The 21783-nt window shown below is 64.5% G+C and carries 22 protein-coding genes; 13 read left to right on the top strand and 9 right to left on the bottom strand.

What is annotated here, in order from left to right:
- The first annotated feature begins 80 nt into the window (after positions 1 to 80).
- The 3 genes from G6N55_RS13860 (at position 81) to G6N55_RS13850 (ending at position 4366) form a co-directional block, all read left to right on the top strand.
- A complete protein-coding gene (locus G6N55_RS13860) occupies positions 81 to 770 on the top strand; it encodes a TetR family transcriptional regulator (RefSeq protein WP_085222747.1) in 690 nt (229 codons plus the stop codon).
- A gap of 171 nt (positions 771 to 941) precedes the next feature.
- Positions 942 to 1385, top strand: a complete 444-nt coding sequence (locus tag G6N55_RS13855; RefSeq protein WP_232079004.1) for an MmpS family transport accessory protein — start codon at positions 942 to 944, stop codon at positions 1383 to 1385.
- Positions 1386 to 1438: 53 nt separating this feature from the next.
- Positions 1439 to 4366, top strand: coding sequence for an MMPL/RND family transporter (locus tag G6N55_RS13850; RefSeq protein ID WP_139826903.1), 2928 nt, complete (start codon positions 1439 to 1441; stop codon positions 4364 to 4366).
- A gap of 4 nt (positions 4367 to 4370) precedes the next feature.
- Here G6N55_RS13850 and G6N55_RS13845 read toward each other — a convergent pair whose 3' ends face one another.
- The 5 genes from G6N55_RS13845 to G6N55_RS13825 form a co-directional block, all read right to left on the bottom strand.
- Positions 4371 to 4649, bottom strand: a complete 279-nt coding sequence (locus tag G6N55_RS13845; protein ID WP_085222749.1) for a hypothetical protein — start codon at positions 4647 to 4649, stop codon at positions 4371 to 4373.
- Between the two features lie 141 nt (positions 4650 to 4790).
- Entirely contained in the window at positions 4791 to 5243 is a 453-nt protein-coding gene (locus tag G6N55_RS13840) for a DUF5078 domain-containing protein (protein WP_085222750.1), read from the bottom strand.
- Between the two features lie 64 nt (positions 5244 to 5307).
- Entirely contained in the window at positions 5308 to 6228 is a 921-nt protein-coding gene (locus tag G6N55_RS13835; protein WP_085222751.1) for a crotonase/enoyl-CoA hydratase family protein, read from the bottom strand.
- A 14-nt stretch (positions 6229 to 6242) separates the two neighbouring features.
- Positions 6243 to 6563 carry a hypothetical protein gene (locus G6N55_RS13830; RefSeq protein ID WP_232079003.1) on the bottom strand — a complete coding sequence of 107 codons (321 nt, stop codon included), beginning with the start codon at positions 6561 to 6563 and terminating at the stop codon, positions 6243 to 6245.
- Entirely contained in the window at positions 6560 to 8617 is a 2058-nt protein-coding gene (locus G6N55_RS13825; RefSeq protein ID WP_085222753.1) for a prolyl oligopeptidase family serine peptidase, read from the bottom strand. Before G6N55_RS13825 ends, G6N55_RS13830 begins: the two co-directional genes overlap by 4 nt.
- 92 nt (positions 8618 to 8709) lie before the next feature.
- Between G6N55_RS13825 and exaC the strand changes: the two genes are divergently transcribed.
- Genes exaC through G6N55_RS13795 form a run of 6 tightly spaced genes read left to right on the top strand, consistent with a single transcriptional unit; the run spans position 8710 to position 13367 of the window.
- Entirely contained in the window at positions 8710 to 10233 is a 1524-nt protein-coding gene (gene exaC / locus G6N55_RS13820; protein ID WP_085222754.1) for an acetaldehyde dehydrogenase ExaC, read from the top strand.
- A complete protein-coding gene (locus G6N55_RS13815) occupies positions 10233 to 10712 on the top strand; it encodes a DUF779 domain-containing protein (protein WP_085222755.1) in 480 nt (159 codons plus the stop codon). The genes exaC and G6N55_RS13815 overlap by 1 nt, the downstream gene beginning before the upstream one ends.
- 18 nt (positions 10713 to 10730) lie before the next feature.
- Entirely contained in the window at positions 10731 to 11009 is a 279-nt protein-coding gene (locus G6N55_RS13810) for a putative holin (RefSeq protein ID WP_179968150.1), read from the top strand.
- The gene (locus G6N55_RS13805) at positions 11002 to 11643 is read left to right on the top strand and encodes a hypothetical protein (RefSeq protein ID WP_085222756.1); all 642 of its coding nucleotides are present in this window, start codon (positions 11002 to 11004) and stop codon (positions 11641 to 11643) included. The genes G6N55_RS13810 and G6N55_RS13805 overlap by 8 nt, the downstream gene beginning before the upstream one ends.
- Before the next feature lie 47 nt (positions 11644 to 11690).
- Entirely contained in the window at positions 11691 to 13088 is a 1398-nt protein-coding gene (gene lpdA / locus G6N55_RS13800; RefSeq protein ID WP_085222757.1) for a dihydrolipoyl dehydrogenase, read from the top strand.
- A 3-nt stretch (positions 13089 to 13091) separates the two neighbouring features.
- Positions 13092 to 13367 carry a hypothetical protein gene (locus G6N55_RS13795; protein WP_085222758.1) on the top strand — a complete coding sequence of 92 codons (276 nt, stop codon included), beginning with the start codon at positions 13092 to 13094 and terminating at the stop codon, positions 13365 to 13367.
- A gap of 4 nt (positions 13368 to 13371) precedes the next feature.
- Here the strand turns inward: G6N55_RS13795 and G6N55_RS13790 are convergent, their stop codons facing one another.
- Positions 13372 to 13950, bottom strand: coding sequence for a carboxymuconolactone decarboxylase family protein (locus G6N55_RS13790; RefSeq protein WP_085222759.1), 579 nt, complete (start codon positions 13948 to 13950; stop codon positions 13372 to 13374).
- The gene (gene ramB / locus G6N55_RS13785) at positions 13947 to 15362 is read right to left on the bottom strand and encodes an acetate metabolism transcriptional regulator RamB (RefSeq protein ID WP_085222760.1); all 1416 of its coding nucleotides are present in this window, start codon (positions 15360 to 15362) and stop codon (positions 13947 to 13949) included. Before ramB ends, G6N55_RS13790 begins: the two co-directional genes overlap by 4 nt.
- Before the next feature lie 162 nt (positions 15363 to 15524).
- Between ramB and G6N55_RS13780 the strand changes: the two genes are divergently transcribed.
- The 4 genes from G6N55_RS13780 to G6N55_RS13765 all read left to right on the top strand — a co-directional run bounded on the left by G6N55_RS13780 (position 15525) and on the right by G6N55_RS13765 (position 19881).
- Positions 15525 to 16319 carry an acyl-[acyl-carrier-protein] thioesterase gene (locus G6N55_RS13780; protein ID WP_085222761.1) on the top strand — a complete coding sequence of 265 codons (795 nt, stop codon included), beginning with the start codon at positions 15525 to 15527 and terminating at the stop codon, positions 16317 to 16319.
- Between the two features lie 252 nt (positions 16320 to 16571).
- Positions 16572 to 17858, top strand: a complete 1287-nt coding sequence (gene aceA, locus G6N55_RS13775) for an isocitrate lyase (protein WP_085222762.1) — start codon at positions 16572 to 16574, stop codon at positions 17856 to 17858.
- A gap of 191 nt (positions 17859 to 18049) precedes the next feature.
- A complete protein-coding gene (locus G6N55_RS13770; protein ID WP_085222763.1) occupies positions 18050 to 18913 on the top strand; it encodes a 3-hydroxybutyryl-CoA dehydrogenase in 864 nt (287 codons plus the stop codon).
- Positions 18914 to 19020: 107 nt separating this feature from the next.
- Positions 19021 to 19881 (top strand): cyclopropane mycolic acid synthase family methyltransferase, encoded by an 861-nt coding sequence (locus tag G6N55_RS13765; protein ID WP_085222764.1) that lies wholly within the window; start codon positions 19021 to 19023, stop codon positions 19879 to 19881.
- A gap of 51 nt (positions 19882 to 19932) precedes the next feature.
- Here the strand turns inward: G6N55_RS13765 and pcaA are convergent, their stop codons facing one another.
- Positions 19933 to 20796 carry a cyclopropane mycolic acid synthase PcaA gene (gene pcaA / locus G6N55_RS13760; protein ID WP_085222765.1) on the bottom strand — a complete coding sequence of 288 codons (864 nt, stop codon included), beginning with the start codon at positions 20794 to 20796 and terminating at the stop codon, positions 19933 to 19935.
- A 181-nt stretch (positions 20797 to 20977) separates the two neighbouring features.
- Positions 20978 to 21679, bottom strand: coding sequence for a TetR/AcrR family transcriptional regulator (locus tag G6N55_RS13755; protein ID WP_085222766.1), 702 nt, complete (start codon positions 21677 to 21679; stop codon positions 20978 to 20980).
- Positions 21680 to 21783 lie beyond the last annotated feature (104 nt).

Here is a 21783-nt window from a genome sequence, read left to right as displayed (position 1 = left end):
TACGGATTGGTTCAAGGCGACTGTCCACCGTAGCCCCCACCGCGCAAAGCACATGATGTGCGTTATACAAATCACATGGTGTGCGTTACGCTCGGTCGGTGGCGCAACTCACATTTCAGCGCGCGCGCACGGAAGAGAACAAGCGCCGACGTGCGGCCGCACTCGTCGAAGCCGCGCGCACCCTGGCCTGCGAGACGGGCGTCGCCTCGGTGACGTTGACCGCCGTTGCCAGTCGCGCCGGCATTCATTACTCGGCGGTGCGCCGTTATTTCACTTCCCACAAGGAAGTTCTGCTTCATCTCGCCGCCGAGGGCTGGGTGCGATGGTCGGGCACCGTGTGCGAGCAGCTGGCCGAGCCGGGTCCGATGTCGCCGGCCCGGGTGGCCGAAACGCTGGCCAACGGGCTGGCCGCCGATCCGCTGTTTTGCGACCTGCTCGCGAACCTGCACTTGCACCTCGAGCACGAGGTCGAGGTGGAGCGGGTTGTCGACATCCGGCGAACCATCTCGGCTGCCGCGGTCGCCCTCGCCGACGGCATCGAGCGCGCGCTGCCCAAGCTCGGCCGTTCCGGTGCGTTCGACAGCATGATCGCCGCCTACTCGCTGGCCGCCGCCTTCTGGCAGATCGCCAACCCGCCGGAGCGGCTCACCGATGCCTACGCCGACGAGCCGGAGGCCGGGCCGCCCGAGGAATGGAACATCGAATTCGCCCCCGCACTCACCCGGGTGCTCACCGCCACTTGCACCGGCCTCCTTGCCGAATCACCATGAGCAGAAAGCAGATTGGGATGTGCGAACTGGGCGCGGTCGAGTCGAGGCCGAACCTGGATCCGACCGGGCCGCGCGCTCGCGCCCAGGCGCGTTTTCGGTACTTCGCGCACCAAATCAATCGCTGCACAATCCGACGGGCGGCCGGCCGCCCGGTTAGCGGGAGGTGATCGCGTGGCGAAGGCGCCTGTCGCCAACGCGGTGAAGCGGCTGTGGATCCTGGTGGTCATCGCGGTGGTCATCGCGGTGGCGGCGTTCTGCGTCCTTCGCCTCCGCTCCTTTTTCGGCAACCACGACACGTCGGGGATCGGCAGCAGCAGCCTCGACGACATCAAGCCGTTCAACCCCAAGCACGTCGTCTACAAGGTCTACGGGACCGGTTCCACCGCGAACATCAACTACCTGGACATCAACGCCCAGCCGCGGCGGATCGACAACGTGCCGCTGCCCTGGACGCTCGCGGTCACCACGACGCTGCCGTCGGTGAGCGTGAACGTCGTCGCCCAGACCGACGGGGACCAGATCGGCTGCCAAATCATCGTCAACGACGTGGTCAAAGACGAAAGGTCGGTCACCGGCGTGAACGCTGAAACCTTTTGCATAGTGAAGTCCGCATGACCAGCAACGGTGATGTCCACGTGGGCAGGAACGAGGCAGTCGGGCTTCCCCACATGCCGTTTTTCGCGCGGACGGTGTACAAGTTCGCGCTGTTGATCTTGCTGGGCTGGGTCGGGCTGGTCGTATTCCTGTCGATGTTCGTCCCCGACCTGGAAACGGTCGGCAAGCAACACACGGTGCCGATGAGCCCGAAGGAGGCGGCCTCGATGCAGGCGACGCAACGCGTCGGCAAGGTGTTCAACGAATTCAGCAGCGACAGCGCGATCATGATCTTGCTGGAGGGCCAACAGCCGCTCGGCGACGACGCCCACCACTTCTACGACCAGCTGATCAAGAAGCTGGAGGCCGACACCACGCACGTCGAGCACGTGCAGGACTTCTGGGGCGATCCGCTGACGGCGGCCGGCTCGCAGAGTTCGGACGGTAAGGCCGCCTATGTGCAGGTGTATCTGCGGGGTAACCAGGGCGAGACCAAGGCCAACGACTCCGTCCGGGCGGTCCGCAAGCTGGTGGACGACACGCCCGCGCCGCCCGGGGTCAAGGCGTACGTCACCGGTGCGGCGGCCCTGACCGCCGATCAGTCGGCAGCAGGCGACAAGGGCGTCATCCTGGTCACCCTGCTCACGTTCGCGGTGATCGTCATCATGCTGCTGTGGGTCTACCGATCGTTTGTCACCATGTTCGTCACCCTGCTGATGGTGGTGCTCGAGCTGTTCGCGGCGCGCCAGGTTGTCGCGTTTCTGGCGCATAACGACATCATCGGCCTGTCGACCTTCGCGGTGAACCTGTTGGTGCTGATGGTGATCGCGGCCAGCACCGACTATGCGATCTTCGTTCTGGGCCGGTATCAGGAGGCGCGATCGCTCGGCGAGGACCGAGAACAGGCGTTCTACACCATGTTTCACGGCACCGCGCACGTGGTGCTGGGCTCCGGCCTGACCATCGCCGGTGCGATGTATTGCCTCAGCTTCACCCGGCTTCCGTACTTCCAGAGCCTGGGCGTCCCGTGCGCGGTCGGGACGCTTGTCGCCGTTCTCGCGGCGCTCACGCTCGGTCCGGCGATCTTGGCGGTGGGCAGCCGCAGTCGTTTTCACCTGTTTGACCCGAAGCGGAAGATGCGGACCCGCGGCTGGCGTCGCGTCGGCACCGCCATCGTCCGGTGGCCCGGGCCGATCCTGGCCGTGTCGATCGGCATCGCGCTGATCGGCCTGCTCGCGCTGCCCGGTTACAAGACGAATTACGACAACCGCCAATACCTGCCTTCGAGCACGAAGGCGGTCGTCGGTTATGAGGCCGCCGAGCGGCATTTCTCCAACGCCCGAATGAATCCGGAGCTGCTCTTGATCGAGACCGATCACGACATGCGGAATCCGGCAAACATGTTGGTACTGGACAGAATTGCGCGCTTCGTCTTCCACATCCCCGGTGTCGCCCGCGTCCAGACGATCACCAGGCCGCTGGGAGCGCCGATCGAGCACACGTCGATCCCGTTCCAGATCAGCATGCAGAACACGACGCAGGTCGAAAACCAGGAATACATGAAGAAGCGCATGGATGACATGCTGAAGCAGGCCGATGCCATGCAGATGTCCATCGACACGATGCGGCGCATGTACGACATCACGGCGAAGATGGCCGCCGTGACGCACCACATGGACGGCCTGACGCATGAAATGCTGGATGTCACAGCCACATTGCGCGACAACATCGCCAACTTCGACGACTTCTTCCGCCCGATCCGCAGCTACTTCTACTGGGAGAAGCACTGCTTCGACATCCCCGCCTGCTGGTCGCTGCGGTCGATCTTCGACGCGCTCGACGGGCTGGATCAGATCGTGGAGAAGTTCACCTATCTCACGGACGACATCGCCGCGCTCGACGCCTTGCTGCCGCAGATGCTGGCACAGATGCCGCCGATGATCGCGACCATGCAGACGATGAAGCAGATGATGCTGACGATGCACAGCTCGATGAACTCGATGTATGACCAGATGGACGTGATGAGCCAGAACTCGACCGCCATGGGTCAGGCCTACGACGCGGCCAAGAACGACGACTCGTTCTACATTCCGCCGGAGGTCTTCGACAACCCCGATTTCAAGCGCGGCTTGAAGATGTTCCTGTCCCCCGACGGCCACGCGGCCCGGTTCATCATCTCCCATGACGTCCCTCCGGCGACGCCCGAAGGCATTTCGCACGTCGACCCGATCAAGTTGGCGGCGAAGGAAGCCATCAAGGGAACGCCGTTGGAGGGCTCCAAGATCTGGCTGGGCGGCACGGCCGCGGTCTACAAGGACATGCGTGACGGGTCCAAGTACGACCTGGTGATCGCCGGAATATCGGCGGCCAGCCTGATCCTGATCATCATGTTGATCATCACCCGCAGCCTCGTCGCCGCGATCACCATCGTGGGGACGGTGCTGATTTCGTTGGGGGCCTCGTTCGGTCTCTCGGTGCTGGTCTGGCAGGACATCCTGGGCATCGAACTGCACTGGATGGTGCTGGCGATGTCGGTCATCCTGCTGTTGGCGGTGGGATCCGACTACAACCTGCTGCTGGTTTCCCGGTTCAAGGAGGAGATCCATGCCGGCATCAAGACCGGGATCGTCCGGTCGATGGCCGGCACCGGCGCGGTGGTGACGTCCGCCGGTTTGGTGTTCGCCGCCACCATGGCGACGTTTGCGATCAGCCCGCTACGGGTCATGGGCCAGGTGGGAACCACCATCGCGCTGGGTCTGTTGTTCGACACCCTGATCGTGCGCTCGTTCATGATGCCGTCGGTCGCCGCCTTGATGGGCCGCTGGTTCTGGTGGCCGACCCAGGTGCGCACGCGTCCGGCGAGCCAGATGCTGCGGCCCTACGGACCTCGTTCGGCGGTTCGTGCCCACATGCTGCCGAAGGTTGTGGCCCGGGGCAGCAATGGTGAGTCGCCCGACTCGCAGAGCACCGATCTGTTGCGGGTGAGCTCACCGCACTACTGACGCGCTACAGCGCGACCACTTGGGGCAGAACGTCGTTCGCCGCGTGCACCGACTCGCCGCAGGTGCGGCAGTGCGTGCCCGGGTAGCGGCGAAGTCGCCCGACCTTCACCCGCGCCTCGGGCTCGACGTGCTGTCCGCGAACCACGCACAGCATGTCGACGATGAGCCCGGCCTCGCGTGCGTGCACGTGCACGATGCGGGTGGTCGGGGCGTCGCAGGCGCCGACGAGGTCACGCCAGTCGAGGGTCGTGGTTGCGGTCGTGGCTGGGGTCGCGGTGCGCATGGCCACGACTATTCCCCGTGGACCGGCCGCCAGACATCCACCGAGCGGCCTGACAACGGATGATTCGGTTGTCCCCCAACCGGGGGAGGAAAAGCAATTGACCCCGGGCCGGGCCCGGGGTCAATTGGTGAGTGCGGGGAGTTACGCCCAGTTCCAGACCGACATGTCGCCGGCCGGGTACTGCGCGCAGGCGTCGGTCGCCTTGGCGACGACACCCTTGTTGTTGAAGAAGATCTTCATGTGGTTGGGCCAGGCCACCCACAGCGGGTCGGAGACCGGCGCGTAGAAGTTCTCCGAGTAGCCGCGGCGGTCCTGCGGTGACAGGGAGTAGAACCAGTGCGCCTTGTCGATCGTCGCCTGCTGGACGTTCGGGTGGTTGTTGAAGTCGATCATGTACCGCTGGTAGTACACCGGGCTGGTGTCCCGGGTCGCCGCGAGAATCTGCTCGGCGTCACAGGTGGTGTTGATCATCCGGCGGGGGATTGGGAAGTCCTCCGTGGAGTCCGCGGACGCGGTCGTCGGGAAGGTCACAGCGGCCATACCCATTGCAAGGAAAACGGCGCCTGCGCGCACGCACGAACTCAGCCGAGACATAGAGATAACGGTAGCACTTCGGAAAGCCTGCGGGCGAGCCTTGGTCATCTTTTAGTCCGGCTTACTAGGCCTCGCCATCAGGGACGATGACGTGCGAGGGGTCGGGCCGCAGGTCAGCCGGTGCCTGGCTGTAGTCGCCGAACGGGCCGTCGCGGCGCTCCACCGCGGCCCGTACGCCCTGGGTTTCGGCGGTGTTGATGAAGTCGAGCGCGTCCGGAGTATTGCGCATCAGGCCGTCCAGAATGACGCCCAACGTCTGGGTGGAGGCCAGTCCCATGTTCTCGTAGGCCTGGTTGACGATCAGTTTTTGTGCCCGCAGCTGCGACAGCGGGATCTGCGACAGCTCGGCGGCGATCTCGGCGACCCGCGCCTCCAGCCGCTCGAACGGCACCGCCTCGTTGATCAGCTCGATCTCGGCGGCCTGAACGCCGGTCAGTGGCCGGCCGGTCAGCGAGTGCCACTTGGCCTTGGCCAGGCTCAGCCGGTACAGCCACATGCCGGTCAGGTAGGCGCCCCACATCCGGCTGTACGGGGTGCCGATCACCGCGTCTTCGCTGGCGACGATGATGTCGGCACACAGCGCGTAGTCGCTGGCGCCGCCGACGCACCAGCCGTGCAACTGCGCGATCACCGGCTTGGACGCCCGCCAGATGGCCATGAACTTCTGTGACGGCGCGATCTCGCGGGCGGTGACGAATGCGAAGTCCTTGCCCGGATCCCACTTGCCGTCGGTCATCATCGCTTCGCCCCAGTGCTGGAAGCCGGCACCGAAGTCATAGCCGGCGGAGAAGGCGCGGCCGGCGCCGCGCAGCACGATGACCTTGATGTCCCAGTCCCGTTCGGCCAGGCCGATGGCGGCCTCGATCTCGTCGGGCATCGGCGGGACGATCGTGTTGAGCTGCTCGGGGCGGTTCAGCGTGATGGTGGCGACCGGACCCGCGGTCTTGTACAGCAGCGTCTCGAAGTCGGGCTTGGATACTGACATGGCCCCAGTGTGCGCTATTCGACCGGCGGGTCGGGCTCGCGGTTTTCCGGAGTGGACGCGTAGATCTGGTCGCCGATCTTCAGGTACGGCGTCGTGAAGTAGGCCGATCCCACCACGAGTGTGGTGAAGATCAGCGTCGTGATGACGGCGTTCGGCCACAGTTGTCCGGTTCCGAAGCCGAACAAGACGATGCCGAGCGCCGAGGTTCCCCAGTAGAAGTACCGGGCCTTGCGGCGCTGGGCGATGAAGCGAAAACGCGCCTGCGCCCAGCCGGCACCGATCAGGATCAGGCCGGCAATCACCATGCCGAGTTCAATGATGTCGAGGATCTTCACGCGTGGCCTCCCAGCGTCCGCCATAGGAACGAATAACTCAGCGCCGCCTTGAACGCGGCCTGCTCATTGTCGGCCGCGCCGGCATGCCCGCCCTCGATGTTCTCGTACAACCAGACCTGATGGCCCGCGGCCTGCAGCGCGGCCACCATCTTGCGGGCGTGGCCCGGGTGCACCCGGTCGTCGCGCGTGGACGTGGTGAACAGCACCTGCGGATAGTGGCGTGTCGCCGAAATATTTTGGTAGGGGGAGTATTTGGAGATGAACTCCCAGTCGTCCGGGTTGTCGGGGTCACCGTACTCGGCGACCCACGACGCGCCGGCCAGCAACAGGTGGTAGCGCCGCATGTCGAGCAGTGGCACGTCGCAGACCAAGGCGCCGAATTTCTCCGGGTACTTGGTCAGCATGATGCCCATCAGCAGTCCGCCGTTGCTGCCGCCCTGTGCGGCCAGCTGCTCGACGGTCGTGATGCCCCGGCGCACCAAATCGTCTGCCACCGCGGCGAAATCCTCGTCGACCTTGTGCCGGCCCTCGCGGATCGCCTGGGTATGCCAGCTGGGCCCGTACTCGCCGCCGCCGCGGATGTTGGCCATCACGTAGGTACCGCCGCGGGCCAGCCACAACCGGCCCAGCACCCCGCTGTACCCGGGTGTCTTGGACGACTCGAATCCGCCGTAGCCGCCCAGCAGGGTGGGGCCGGGCGCTTCGGCGTCTCGTGACCGCACCACGAAGTAGGGGATCAACGTGCCGTCCTTCGACGGGACGAAATACTGCTGCACATCCAGGTTTTCGGCGTCGAAGAATGCCGGGGCGGACTTGATCTCTTCCAGGTGTTCGCCATCCGTGGCCCGCACCAGCTGCGAGGGCATGTCGAATCCGCTTGAATCCAAGAAGAATTCGTCACCCGTATCGTCGGCGGCCGCGATCACCGTGTGGGTCGCCGGCGGGATTCCGGCGATGGGTTCGCGCTGCCAGCTGCCGGGTGTGACGATTTCGACCCGGCTGGCGACGTCGGCCAGCGTGACGAGCAGCAGCCGGTCCCGGGTCCACGCGCTCTGATGCAGGCAGGTGTGCTCGTCGGGTTCGAAGACCACACTCAAATCTTTTGTCCCAGACATGAATTCGTCGTAACGGGCTGCCAGCAGCGAGCCGGCGCGATAGGTGGCGCCGGCATTGTCGTCCAAGGTCCAATCGGTACGCAGCTCGATCAGCAGCCATTCGCGGTGCACCGACACGCTCGCGTCGGTGGGGGCGTCGATGCGGATCAGTTCCGGCCCACGGACTTCGTAAGTCTCTTCGTTCCAGAAGTCGACCGCGCGACCGACGAAGGTGCGTTCGAATCCCGGCGTCCGGTCGGCACTTCCCGACACGCTGACGTCGGTGCGCGTGCCCTCGAAGACAGTCTCGGCATCGCGCAGCGGCGTGCCGCGACGCCAGCGCTTGACGATGCGCGGGTATCCCGATTCGGTCAGCGAGTCGGCGCCGAAGTCCGTTCCGACCAGCACCGTATCCGGATCTTCCCAGCCGATCTGCGACTTGGCTTCCGGGAGCGTGAACCCGTCGGGAATGAATTCGCGTGTGAGCATGTCGAATTCGCGCACGATCACCGCGTCCGAGCCGCCGCGGGAAAGATTGACCAGGGCACGGGTGAACTCCGGTTCGATCACCGTGGCGCCGGCCCACACCCACTTCTCGTCGTCGGCGCGCCCGAGTTCGTCGACGTCGATCAGCACGTCCCACTCAGGGGAGTCGCCACGGTAGCTGTCCAGCGTGGTGCGCCGCCACAATCCGCGGGGGTTGGCGGCGTCGCGCCAGAAGTTGTACAGGTACTCGCCGCGGCGACGGACGTACGGGATGCGGGCGTCGGTGTCGAGAACCTCGAGCGCCTCGGCGCGCATCCGCTCGAAGTCCGCCTCGAACTCGCCGCGGCAGAACTCCGCGATCGTCGGATGGTTGCGTGCGCGCACCCAATCCAGCGCCTTCTCGCCGGTGACTTCCTCGAGCCACAGGTACGGGTCGTCAGGCGAGTTGGGGTCCCGGGCAAGCTCAGCTGTCATGGGTCAGGCAACCTCTGCTGTCATGGCAGCCATTGTGGCCCCAGCGGTAATGTGAGCTGTATTACAGGTGAAGCAGAACGGGAGTCGAGCAAATGACTGTCTTCGCACGCCCGGGTTCCAGTGGGGCCCTGATGTCGTACGAATCGCGGTACGACAATTTCATCGGGGGTGAGTGGGTCGCACCCGCCAAGGGTCTCTACTTCGAGAACCCGACGCCGGTGACCGGCCAAACATTCTGCGAAGTGGCGCGCTCCGACGAGAGCGACGTCAGCAAGGCGCTCGATGCCGCGCACGCGGCCGCCCCGGCGTGGGGAAGGAGCTCGCCGACCGAGCGCGCCGCGGTGCTGAACAAGATCGCCGATCGCATTGAGGCGAACCGGGATTCGTTGGCCCTCGCGGAGGTCTGGGACAACGGCAAGCCGATCCGCGAGACGCTGGCCGCCGACATCCCGCTGGCCGCCGATCATTTCCGGTATTTCGCCGCGGCCATCCGGGCCCAGGAGGGTTCGCTCTCGCAGATCGACGAGGACACCGTCGCCTACCACTTCCACGAGCCCCTCGGCGTCGTCGGGCAGATCATCCCGTGGAACTTCCCGATCCTGATGGGCGCGTGGAAGCTGGCGCCGGCGCTGGCCGCCGGCAACACGGTGGTGCTCAAGCCCGCCGAGCAGACGCCGGCGTCGATCCTCTACCTGATGTCGCTGATCGCCGACGTGATCCCGCCGGGCGTGGTCAACATCGTCAGTGGATTCGGCGTCGAGGCCGGCAAGCCGCTGGCGTCCAGCGACCGGATCGCCAAGGTCTCGTTCACCGGGGAGACCACCACCGGCCGGCTGATCATGCAGTACGCGTCGCAGAACCTGATCCCGGTCACGCTGGAGCTTGGCGGCAAGAGCCCCAACATCTTCTTCTCCGACGTGATGGCCACCAACGACAACTTCCAGGACAAGGCCCTGGAGGGCTTCACGATGTTCGCCCTCAACCAGGGCGAAGTGTGCACCTGCCCGTCGCGCAGCCTGATCCAGTCCGACATCCACGACGAGTTCCTGGAGCTGGCCGCGATCCGGACCAAAGCGGTCCGGCAAGGCGACCCGCTGGACACCGAGACCATGATGGGCTCGCAGGCCTCCAACGATCAGCTGGAAAAGATCCTGTCCTACGTCGAGATCGGCAAGGGCGAGGGCGCCAAGGTCATCACCGGCGGTGAGCGTGCCGAACTCGGTGGTGATCTGTCCGGCGGCTACTACATGCAGCCGACGATCTTCTCCGGCAACAACAAGATGCGGGTGTTCCAGGAGGAGATCTTCGGGCCGGTGGTGACGGTGACGTCGTTCACGGACTTCAACGACGCGATGAGCATCGCCAACGACACCCTCTACGGCCTGGGTGCCGGGGTGTGGAGCCGCAACGGCAACGTCGCGTATCGCGCCGGTCGCGAGATCAAAGCCGGCCGGGTGTGGGTGAACTGCTATCACGTGTACCCGCCGCACGCGGCCTTCGGTGGCTACAAGCAATCCGGGTTCGGCCGCGAGACCCACCAGATGGCACTCGACCATTACCAGCAGACCAAGAACCTGTTGGTGTCCTACGCCGACAAGGCGCAGGGCTTCTTCTGATGAGCGCCCCGGCGACCGCGGTCATCACCGTTGCCGCCGCCGAATTGCTGGCTCGCCTGCAGGACCGCCACGGCCCGGTGATGTTTCATCAGTCCGGCGGCTGCTGCGACGGGTCGTCGCCGATGTGCTACCCGTGCGGCGACTTTCTCGTCGGTGACCGCGACGTCCTGCTCGGCGTGCTGGACGTGGGAGCCGACGGCGTCGCCGTGTGGATCTCGGGCCCGCAGTACCAGACTTGGAAACACACCCAGCTGGTCATCGACGTGGTGCCCGGCCGCGGCGGCGGATTCAGCCTGGAAGCACCCGAGGGCATGCGGTTTCTCAGTCGCGGCCGCGTCTTCACCGACGAGGAAAAAGCCCAGCTAGAAGCCGTGCCCGTGATCACCGGAGCCGCATACGAGGGGGGCGAGCGGCCGTCGACGCGGGGCCCGGTTATTGACAAAGCCGTGCCGGAAACGTGCCCGACTCGTAGTCCGTGACTCAGTACGCTCGATGAGGTGATCCCGTTACCCCGGCCCTGGCTACTGGCCGGTGCGATGCTGGTCGGCGCCGCGGTCGGGCTGCTGGCGGGGGTGGCGTTGACCGTGCTGGTCCATACCCGGGTGCGTCCCGACCTGGTGATCGCACTGGTCCTCGGGTTGCCCGGTGTGATCGGGCTGCTGACGATCCTGTTCTCGGGCCGTCGCTGGGTCACGACGCTGGGCGCGTTCATTCTGGCGATCGGTCCCGGCTGGTTCGGGGTGCTGGTCGCGATCGAAGTGACCTCCCATGGCTGACAAAAAGGTCGAGCACGACCATGTGACCAACCCGGGGACCGAACCGTTCGTTCCGGACTTCGAGGACACCGGCACGCGGGGGTTCGTCCCGGATTTCAGCGACACCGGTGAGCACTCGGTGCCGTTCATCCCGAACTTCGACGACACCGGCTCGCAGCCCATATCCTTCGCTGCGCAGCCCGACAAAGCCGACGCCAAGGACGCGAAGAACGCCGGGGACGCCAAGACGCCCGCTGCTACCGGCGAGGTTGCCGATCCGGATCCGGACGCCGCCGGTCAGTCGGTGCAGTCGGTTACCGTGCCCGGCCGCTACCAGTACCTGAAGTGGTGGAAATTGGCCCTGGTGATCCTCGGTGTGTGGGCCGCGACGGCCCTGGTCGGGCTGAGTCTCTTCTACTGGTGGTACCACACGATCGACAAGACCCCGGCGGTGTTCATGGCGCTGGTCTACGTCGTTGCCTGCACCGTCGGCGGCGTGATGCTGGCAATGGTGCAGGGCCGGCCGCTGATCTCCGCACTGTCCATCGCGGTGATGTCGGGACCGTTTGCCTCTGTCGCCGCCGCGGCCCCCCTGTACGGCTATTACTACTGCGCGCGCACGGGTCATTGTCTGCTCGGCGTCATCCCGTATTGACCCACGCTGCAGTGCGGCCAGAAGTCCTCGCCCACTAGTGTGGGCTCGTGACTTCTCACTATGACGTCGTTGTCCTTGGAGCTGGTCCCGGCGGATATGTCGCAGCGATTCGCGCCGCGCAGCTAGGCCTCAACACCGCGGTCGTGGAACCGAAGTACTGGGGTGGAGTCTGCCTCAACGTCGGCTGCATTCCCTCCAAGGCGTTGCTGCGCAATGCCGAACTCGTGCACATCTTCACCAAAGAGGCCAAGACGTTTGGCATCAGCGGCGAGGCCTCATTCGATTACGGGGTCGCCTTCGATCGCAGCCGCAAAGTGGCCGAGGGCCGCGTCGCCGGCGTGCACTTCCTGATGAAGAAGAACAAGATCACCGAGATCCACGGCTACGGCCGCTTCACCGACCCGCACACGCTGTCGGTCGATCTCAATGACGGTGGTACCGAAACGGTCACGTTCGACAACGTCATCATCGCCACCGGCAGCAGCACCCGCCTGGTTCCCGGTACGTCGCTGTCGGAAAACGTGGTCACCTACGAGGAACTGATCCTGTCCCGCGAGCTGCCGGAATCGATCATCATCGCGGGCTGTGGGGCGATCGGCATGGAGTTCGGTTACGTGCTGAAGAACTACGGCGTCGACGTGACCGTCGTGGAGTTCTTGCCCCGCGCGCTGCCCAACGAGGACGCCGAAGTCTCCAAGGAGGTCGAGAAGCAGTTCAAGAAGCTGGGCGTCAAGATCCTGCTCGGGACCAAGGTCGAGTCCATCACCGATGACGGCTCCGTGGTTCGGGTGGCGGTCAGCAAGGACGGTAAGTCGGAGGAGCTCAAGGCCGAAAAGGTGTTGCAGGCCATCGGTTTTGCACCCAACATCGAGGGCTACGGATTGGACAAGGCCGGCGTCGCGCTGACGGATCGCGGGGCGATCGGGATCACCGATTACATGCGCACCAATGTCGACCACATCTACGCGATCGGCGACGTCACCGGCAAGCTCCAGCTGGCCCACGTCGCCGAGGCGCAGGGCGTGGTCGCGGCCGAAACCATCGCCGGCGCAGAGACTTTGGCGCTCGGTGACTACCGGATGCTGCCGCGCGCGACCTTCTGCCAACCGAACGTCGCCAGCTTCGGGCTGACCGAGGAGCAGGCCCGCGACGAAGGCTACGACGTGGTGGTGGCCAAATTCCCGTTCACCGCCAACGCCAAGGCGCATGGTGTGGGCGACCCCAGCGGTTTCGTGAAGTTGGTCGCCGACGCCAAGTACGGCGAACTGCTGGGCGGACACCTGGTCGGCCACGACGTCTCCGAGCTGCTGCCCGAGCTCACCCTGGCCCAGAAATGGGACCTGACCGCCACCGAGCTGGCCCGCAACGTGCACACCCACCCGACCATGTCCGAGGCGCTGCAAGAGTGCTTCCATGGCCTGACCGGCCACATGATCAACTTCTAGCCGATGGTTCGCGGCGAGACCATTCTGGGTGCCCTCGGCGGTGCCGCTACCGGTTATGTGCTGTGGCTGGTTGCCATCTCGCTCGCCGGTGACAACGCGACGGCGGGCCACTGGGGTCCGCTGGTGTTGCTGGGATCGGTGCTGCTGGGCGTCTTCGCCGTGATTTGGGGCTTCTTGCTGCGGCGGCGCCGCAAGTATCTGTGGGCGGCGTTCGCCTTCGACTTGCCAATACTGCCAGTCATTTTGACGCTGGCGGTGCTGGCCGACGTCTACGCCTGAGGCGTTACTTCGGGTTGTCCAACTCGATGTTGAGGGCGGATATCGTCGCCGCCAGCCCGTCGTATTGTGTTGCAAGCAAGCAGAATTCGATGAGTCGGTGCCGGTCGAGGTGCATCGCCAGTTGCTGCCAGGTGTCCTCGCTGACGGACCGGTTCTTGATCAGCTCGTCGGTCGCGGTCAACAGCGCCTGTTGCCGGGCGCTCAGTATCACCCGGGGTCCGTCGCCGTCCGGAACGTCGGGCCAGGCGAAGATCGTCGCCTGCATGTGAGCGTCCAGACCGAATCGGCGTCCCATCTTCCGATGGTGCTGCAGCTCATATTCGCTCGATCGCAGATGCGCGACGCGCAGGATCACCAATTCGGTGTCCACTCGGGGCAGTCGGCCGCGCAGCAGCCGGCCGCCGTACAGCGACCACGCCCAAAACAGTCCTTGGCGCTGACCGAGCGTGGTGAACAGATGCATCTCGGGCGCCTGCAATTTGCGGGCGGCCCCTTTGGCCAGCAGCCAGTTGATCGGGCCCAGCCGGCGAAATTTGGTGGACGACGGGATGCGGGCGACGTGGCCGGTCTGCGCGCCACTCATGGCTGCTTCACCAAGTACGGCGACACCGTGCTGCGGTGCTCGTCGAGATCGAGGGCGCGTCCCAATGCCGGGAACGCGCGTTGTGGACAGTTATCGCGTTCGCAGACACGGCAACCCGCGCCGATGGGTGTGGCGACGTCTCCCGACAAGTCCAGTCCTTCCGAGTAGACGAGCCGGTGCGCGTGCCGCAGCTCGCAGCCCAGCCCGATCGCGAAGGTTTTACCTGGCTGACCATACCGGGCAGCGCGGCGTTCCACGGTGCGGGCCACCCACATGTAGTTGCGGCCGTCGGGCATCTGGGCGATCTGCACCAGGATCTTGCCCGGGTTGGCAAACGTCTCGTAGACGTTCCACAGCGGGCAGGTGCCGCCGCTGGAGGAGAAGTGAAAACCGGTGGCGGACTGACGTTTCGACATATTGCCGGCGCGATCCACCCGAACGAACGAGAACGGCACGCCCCGCATCGACGGCCGTTGCATCGTCGACAGCCGGTGCGCGATGGTTTCGTAGCTCACCGAGTAGAACGCCGACAGCCGCTCGACGTCGTAGCGGAAATTCTCGGTGACGTCGTGGAATTGGCGATAGGGCAGCACCGCGGCGGCGGCGAAGTAGTTGGCCAGTCCCAGCCGGGCCAGCGTATGGGACTCCTCGCTGGTGAATTTGCCGTCGGCGACCATGCTGTCGATCAGGTCGCCGAACTCGAGGTAGGCCAATTCGGCGGCCATCTTGAAGACCTGCTGACCCAGCGAGAGGTGATTGCTGATCTCCAGCGTCTTGGTCTTGGGGTCGTAGCGGTGCAGCACCGTGTCGCCGAGGTCGATGCGCCTGTTGATGTGGACGCCGTGCACCTCGGTGAGCCGCCGCGTCAACTCGCGGGCCAGGTCGCCGTGGTGCAGCCGGGTGTGGATCGTCAGGTCTTCGGCGGCGGTGTCGAGCTCGTGCAGGTAGTTCTGTCGCTGGTAGAAGTAGTCGCGCACCTCTTCGTGCGGCATCGTGATGGATCCGCTGCCGCTGCCGTCGGAGTAGCGCTCCTCGGTAGCGGCGGCCAGCTGCGCGGTGGTGAGCCGGTAGCGCCGGTGCAGGTTGACCACCGCGCGGGCCAGGGCGGGATGGGCGTTGACCATGTCGGCGACCTCGGGTGGGTCGACGTTGATGTCCAGATCGCGATCCATGGTCACCTCGCGCAGCTCGGCGACCAGGCGGGTGTCGTCCTGGGAGGCGAAGAAGGTGGCGTCCACGCCGAACACTTCGCTGATCCGCAGCAGCACGGCCACCGTCAGCGGGCGAACGTCGTGCTCGATCTGGTTGAGGTAGCTCGGCGAGATCTCCAGCAATTGGGCCAGCGCGGCTTGCGAGAACCCCCGCTCGTTACGCAACTGGCGAACGCGGGAGCCGACGAACGTTTTGGACATTTATGCCAGCCTACCTGCATTGCAAAGGAAGGGTTAGCAGACTTGGCAGCCGAAGAGCGACGTCGTGAGGTTTGGCGTTTGTCCGCCGTCGTTGGCATGATTCGCATCGAGGTCGCAGGTAAACCTCGGGGTAACGCAGGTAAGGCAATTGGGGAGTAACTCGTGAGCCTGGACAAATCAATGATGCCGGTGCCCGACGGTCACCCCGACGTTTTCGACCGCGAATGGCCACTGCGCATCGGCGACATCGACGCCACCGGCCGGTTGCGCCTGGACGCCGCGTGCCGGCACATCCAGGACATCGGGTCGGACCAGCTGCGCGAGATGGGCTTTGAGGAGACTCACCCGCTGTGGATCGTCCGGCGCACGATGCTCGACCTGCTGCGCCCGATCGAGTTCCGCGACATGCTGCGGTGTCGCAGATGGTGTTCGGGCACCTCGAACCGGTGGTGTGAGATGCGGGTTCGCATCGACGGGCGCAACGGTGGCCTGATCGAATCCGAGGCCTTCTGGATCCACGTCAGCCGGGAGACCGAGATGCCGTCGCGCATCTCCGACGACTTCCTCGAGGGCCTGCATAAGACCACGTCCGTGGACCGGCTGCGCTGGAAGGGCTATTTGAAGCCGGGCAGCCGCGACGACGCCACCGAGATCCACGAGTTCGGAGTCCGGGTCACCGACATCGACCTGTTCGACCACATGAACAACTCGGTGTACTGGAGCGTCATCGAGGACTACCTGGCGTCGCACCCCGAGTTCATGCAGGGGCCGCTGCGCGTCACCATCGAGCACGAGGCGCCGGTGGCGCTCGGCGACAAGCTGGAGATCATCTCGCACGTGCATCCGGCGGGATCGACCGACAAATTCGGCCCCGGGCTGACCGATCGCCTTGTTACAACGCTCACATATGCGGTCGGCGACGAGACGAAAGCGGTTGCGTCGCTCTTTAATCTCTAACCGGACAACCGTCCCGTTAAATCGTGGTTGACCTCGGATTTTGGTTACCGGCTGGTAGCTTCTGAACCGGTTCAGATTCTGTACACCTTCGCAGACTTAGCAAAAACGGTGTGGAGTCGTGGCCCAAATTTACAAACAAAATGGGTGGACCTGCATCAACGGGCTGTGCCATCGTCGTGTTAGCACAGGAGTGAAGCTGATACCGGACAGCGGTACGGCTTAACAGATTTTGACCCGTAAGGAGTAGCCCCAATGTCTGTCGTTGGCACCCCGAAGAGCGCCGAGCAGATCCAGCACGACTGGGACACCAACCCCCGTTGGAAGGACACCAGCCGCACCTACACCGCTTCCGATGTGGTGGCCCTGCAGGGCAGCGTCGTCGAGGAGCACACCCTGGCCCGCCGCGGCGCCGAGGTGTTGTGGGAGCAGTTGCACGACCTGGAGTACATCAACGCCCTCGGTGCCCTGACCGGCAACATGGCCGTGCAGCAGGTGCGCGCCGGCCTGAAGGCCATCTACCTGTCCGGGTGGCAGGTCGCCGGTGACGCCAACCTGTCCGGCCACACCTACCCCGACCAGAGCCTGTACCCGGCCAACTCGGTGCCGCAGGTCATCCGTCGCATCAACAACGCGCTGCTGCGCGCCGACGAGATCGCCAAGGTCGAGGGTGACCGGTCGGTGCAGAACTGGCTGGCGCCGATCGTCGCCGACGGCGAGGCCGGCTTCGGCGGTGCTCTCAACGTGTACGAGCTTCAGAAGGCGATGATCGCTGCAGGCGTCGCGGGGTCGCACTGGGAAGATCAGCTGGCTTCGGAGAAGAAGTGCGGCCACCTCGGTGGCAAGGTGCTGATCCCGACTCAGCAGCACATCCGAACCCTGACCTCGGCGCGTCTGGCGGCCGACGTCGCCGGTGTGCCGACGGTCGTGATCGCCCGTACCGACGCCGAGGCGGCCACCTTGATCACCTCGGACGTCGACGAGCGCGACCAGCCGTTCATCACCGGTGAGCGGACCAAGGAAGGCTTCTACCGCGTCCGCAACGGCCTCGAGCCGTGCATCGCGCGGGCCAAGGCCTACGCGCCGTACTCCGACCTGATCTGGATGGAGACCGGAACCCCGGACCTCGATCTCGCGGCCAAGTTCGCCGAGGGCGTCAAGTCCGAGTTCCCCGACCAGATGCTGGCCTACAACTGCTCGCCTTCCTTCAACTGGCGCAAGCACCTGGACGACTCCACCATCGCGAAGTTCCAAAAAGAGCTTGGCGCAATGGGATTCAAGTTCCAGTTCATCACGCTGGCCGGCTTCCACGCGCTGAACTACTCGATGTTCGATCTGGCCTACGGCTACGCCCGCAACCAGATGAGCGCCTACGTCGAGCTGCAGGAGCGCGAGTTCGCTGCCGAGGAGCGCGGCTACACCGCGACCAAGCACCAGCGCGAGGTCGGTGCGGGTTACTTCGACCGCATCGCCACCACGGTGGACCCGACGTCGTCGACCACCGCGCTGACCGGCTCCACCGAAGAGGGTCAGTTTCACTGAGGACGAGCGGGCGTAAGCCCGCGAGGACAAAGCGAAACCGACAGGTGAAGTCACTGAGCACGTTGTGAAAGCGACGGCTTGAGTCACTAGGCGCAGCCGCGTAACTTGCGGCTGAAGTAGCATAGGCCCCGCCCGGCGATCCCGGGCGGGGCCTATTGCGGTCCAAGACAATATGACTGGAGAGAAACGCAGTGAGCGACAAAGGGATTCAGCGGGTTGGGGTTGTCGGGGCCGGCCAGATGGGGTCCGGAATCGCCGAGGTCTCGGTCCGCGCCGGCGTCGCCGTCACGGTGTACGAGACCACCGAGGCGCTGATCACCGCGGGGCGCAACCGCATCGTCAAATCGCTGGAGCGCGGCGTCAGCGCGGGCAAGGTGACCGAGCGTGAGCGTGACCGCGCCCTGAGCCAGCTCAGCTTCACCACCGACCTCAACGACCTCGCCGACCGCCAGCTGGTGATCGAGGCGATCATCGAGGACGAGGCCGTCAAGGCGGAGGTTTTCGCGAAGCTCGACGAGGTGATCACCGATCCGGACGCGGTGCTGGCGTCGAACACGTCGAGCATTCCGATCATGAAGATCGCGGCGGCCACCAAGAACCCGCAGCGGGTGCTGGGCTTGCACTTCTTCAACCCGGTGCCGGTGCTGCCGCTGGTCGAATTGGTCAGCACGCTGGTTACCGACGAAGGCGCCGCCGCGCGCACCGAGGAGTTCGCCGGCGCGGTGCTGGGCAAGCAGGTGGTGCGGTGCTCCGACCGGTCCGGATTCGTGGTGAACGCCCTCCTGGTGCCCTATCTGCTCTCGGCGATCCGGATGGTGGAGGCGGGATTCGCGACCGTCGAGGATGTCGACAAGGCGGTCGTTGCCGGCCTGTCGCACCCGATGGGCCCGCTGCGGCTGTCTGATCTTGTTGGGTTGGACACACTCAAACTGATTGCCGACAAGATGTTCGAAGAATTCAAAGAACCGCATTACGGTCCCCCGCCACTGCTGCTCCGCATGGTCGAGGCGGGCATGTTGGGTAAGAAATCCGGTCGGGGTTTCTACACGTACTGAACCAGATCGCAAATTTTTGCCGGACCTGCGCATTGACGACGTCAGAGAGGTGTGCCTGCGTCGGGTATCATTTCCGCGGTCACCAAAGCGAGAGGTAGCTATTCAGCATGACGCAGCTCAGGCCGTATTACGAAGAGTCGCAGTCCATCTACGACGTGTCGGATGAGTTTTTCGCATTGTTCCTAGACCCGACGATGGGCTACACCTGCGCCTACTTCGAGCGTGACGACATGACGCTGGAGGAAGCCCAGAACGCCAAGTTCGACCTGGCGCTGGGCAAGCTGAACCTCGAGCCGGGCATGACCTTGCTCGACATCGGCTGCGGCTGGGGCGGCGCGCTGCAGCGCGCGGTCGAGAAGTTCGACGTCAACGTCATCGGAATCACGCTCAGCCGCAACCAATTTGAATACAGCAAGGCCAGAATGGCTAAGGTCCCGACCGAGCGCTCCGTCGAGATTCGGCTGCAGGGCTGGGAAGAATTCGAGGACCGGGTCGACCGGATCGTCACCATCGGCGCGTTCGAAGCGTTCAAGTCGGAGCGTTACCCGGCGTTCTTCGACCGTGCCTACAACATTCTTCCGGACGACGGCCGGATGTTGCTGCACACAATTCTGGCGCAGACCCAGAAGTCGATGCACGAAAACGGCATCAAACTGACGATGAAAGACATTCGTTTCGCCAAGTTCATCGGCGACGTGATTTTCCCGGGCGGACAGCTGCCGTCGATAGAGGACCTGCTCAAGCTCGCTCCGGACGCCGGATTCTCGGTCGAAAAGGTGCAATTGCTGCAGCCGCATTACGCCCGGACGCTGAACATGTGGGCCGCCAACCTCGAGGCCAACAAGGACAGGGCGATCGAAATCCAGTCCGAAGAGATCTACGACCGCTATATGCACTACCTGACGGGGTGCGAGAACTTCTTCCGCAAGGGCATCACCGACGTGGGGCAGTTCACCTGCGTGAAGTAGACCCCAGACCAGACGCAGCGGGCCGGACTTGATGTCCGGCCCGCTTTTCGTTTACTTCTCCAGCGTGAACTGGTCGACGTCGGTGTAGCCCTGACGGAACAGGTTGGCGCAGCCGGTCAGGTACTTCATGTACCGGTCGTAGACCTTCTGCGACTGCGTCTCGATCGCCGCGTCCTTGTTGGCCTCCAGCGCCGCCGCCCACATGTCCAGGGTGCGCGCGTAGTGCAGCTGCAGGGATTGGGTCCGGGTGAGCTTGAAGCCGGCATCCGAGGCGTGCTCTTCCACCAACTGGGGGGTGGGCAGCCAGCCGCCCGGGAAGATCTCGGCCAGGATGAACTGGGTGAAGTGCACGACTTCGTGGGTCAGCGGGAGGCCCTTGGCCCTGGCTTCCTTGAACGCCGGGCGCACGATGGTGTGCAGCATCATCACGCCGTCTGCCGGCAGCGCCGAGTAGGCCATCTCGAAGAAGCGGGCCCAGCGCGCGCGCCCGAAGTGCTCGAACGCACCGATCGAAATGATCCGGTCGACCGGCTCGTCGAACTTCTCCCAGCCTTCCAGCAGCACCCGTCGGGTGCGCTCGGTGTCCAGCTGATCGAACGACTTCTGCACGTGTTCGGCCTGGTTCTCCGACAACGTCAGGCCCACGACGTTGACGTCGTATTTCTCGATGGCCCGCCGCAGCGTGGCGCCCCAGCCGCAGCCGATATCCAGCAGCGTCATCCCGGGCTCGAGGCCCAGCTTGGACAGCGACAGGTCGATCTTGGCGAGCTGCGCCTCTTCCAGGGTCATATCGTCGCGTTCGAAGAACGCACAGCTGTAGGTCTGCGAGGGGTCCAGAAAGAGCCGGAAGAAATCGTCAGACAGGTCGTAGTGCGCCTGCACGTTGCGGAAATGCGGCGTGAGCTGCACGGCCATAACGAAAGTTGCCTTTCTGTATCCCAGAGGCGGGGCGAAATGGGAGGGAGCCCATCGGCCTCCGGTGCATACGCTCTGCATGCTATCGGGTCGAACCGGCGCAGGTCGTGCGCGCGGCCCGTCACATAGGGTCACACGAGACGGCCGCAATCCCCAAAACGGAGCGCACGCCAGAACGGTTCTACGGCTCCCGTGGCGGCACGATCGGCGAAGGATGCGGCTCCTCGCGGAACTTCTCCAGGGATCCGCCGACTTCGACAATTCCGCACAGTGCGTTCCAGCTCAGCATGGTCAGGTAGTCGATCAGTTCGTCTCTGGTCATCCGCGGATTCGACATCCACGAGTGGGTGGCCAACTGCACACCGCCGACGATCAAGTAGGACCACGGTTCCGCGCCGCCGGTGTCGATTCCGGCCTGCAGCATGCGCCGGCGCATCAGCACCGCGATCATGCGGGCGATGATCCGCTCGGAATCGGCGATCACCTTGCTCTTGCTGGCCGAGCTGTTCGCCATCACGAATCGGTAGGGCTCGGGTTCGTTTGCCACGGTGTCGACGTAGACGCGGATGACCTCGCGGGTGAGGTCGAGGCCATCGAGATTTGATGTCAGCGCGGCGGCCATGTTCGGAATCAGCGTGGTCTGCGCGAAGCGCATCATCACTGCCGTCGTCAGGTCGTTCTTGTCGACGAAGTAGCGGTACAGAACGGTCTTGGAAACGCCGATCTCCGCAGCGATTTCGTCCATGCTGAGGTAGCGGCCGTGTCGGCGGATTGCGTCGATCGTGCCGTCAACGAGCTCGTTGCGGCGCTCAACCTTGTGTTGATGCCAGCGCCGCTTGCGACCGTCGGTCTTCACGATTGCGGCCGGGACTTGCTCTGTCACTGTCGACGATTCCCATTCACTAGACGCCCCCGATACTACGGCGTTGGGAGGTCATTTGACCGGATGGGACTCCTCCCGTGCGGGGCTCCATCAACCGTCTAGTA

It is taken from the genome of Mycobacterium florentinum, assembly GCF_010730355.1.
In the GTDB taxonomy this organism is placed as follows: domain Bacteria; phylum Actinomycetota; class Actinomycetes; order Mycobacteriales; family Mycobacteriaceae; genus Mycobacterium; species Mycobacterium florentinum.
This window is presented reverse-complemented; position numbering and strand designations above follow the sequence as displayed.

Excerpts from the sequence above, each read along its gene's own strand:
- G6N55_RS13850 (WP_139826903.1), top strand. The coding sequence starts at position 1,439 with ATGCCGTTTTTCGCGCGGACGGTGTACAAGTTCGCGCTGTTGATCTTG.
- G6N55_RS13845 (WP_085222749.1), bottom strand. The coding sequence starts at position 4,649 with ATGCGCACCGCGACCCCAGCCACGACCGCAACCACGACCCTCGACTGG.
- G6N55_RS13840 (WP_085222750.1), bottom strand. The coding sequence starts at position 5,243 with ATGTCTCGGCTGAGTTCGTGCGTGCGCGCAGGCGCCGTTTTCCTTGCA.
- G6N55_RS13835 (WP_085222751.1), bottom strand. The coding sequence starts at position 6,228 with ATGTCAGTATCCAAGCCCGACTTCGAGACGCTGCTGTACAAGACCGCG.
- G6N55_RS13825 (WP_085222753.1), bottom strand. The coding sequence starts at position 8,617 with ATGACAGCTGAGCTTGCCCGGGACCCCAACTCGCCTGACGACCCGTAC.
- exaC (WP_085222754.1), top strand. The coding sequence starts at position 8,710 with ATGACTGTCTTCGCACGCCCGGGTTCCAGTGGGGCCCTGATGTCGTAC.
- G6N55_RS13815 (WP_085222755.1), top strand. The coding sequence starts at position 10,233 with ATGAGCGCCCCGGCGACCGCGGTCATCACCGTTGCCGCCGCCGAATTG.
- G6N55_RS13805 (WP_085222756.1), top strand. The coding sequence starts at position 11,002 with ATGGCTGACAAAAAGGTCGAGCACGACCATGTGACCAACCCGGGGACC.
- G6N55_RS13795 (WP_085222758.1), top strand. The coding sequence starts at position 13,092 with ATGGTTCGCGGCGAGACCATTCTGGGTGCCCTCGGCGGTGCCGCTACC.
- G6N55_RS13790 (WP_085222759.1), bottom strand. The coding sequence starts at position 13,950 with ATGAGTGGCGCGCAGACCGGCCACGTCGCCCGCATCCCGTCGTCCACC.
- ramB (WP_085222760.1), bottom strand. The coding sequence starts at position 15,362 with ATGTCCAAAACGTTCGTCGGCTCCCGCGTTCGCCAGTTGCGTAACGAG.
- aceA (WP_085222762.1), top strand. The coding sequence starts at position 16,572 with ATGTCTGTCGTTGGCACCCCGAAGAGCGCCGAGCAGATCCAGCACGAC.
- G6N55_RS13765 (WP_085222764.1), top strand. The coding sequence starts at position 19,021 with ATGACGCAGCTCAGGCCGTATTACGAAGAGTCGCAGTCCATCTACGAC.
- pcaA (WP_085222765.1), bottom strand. The coding sequence starts at position 20,796 with ATGGCCGTGCAGCTCACGCCGCATTTCCGCAACGTGCAGGCGCACTAC.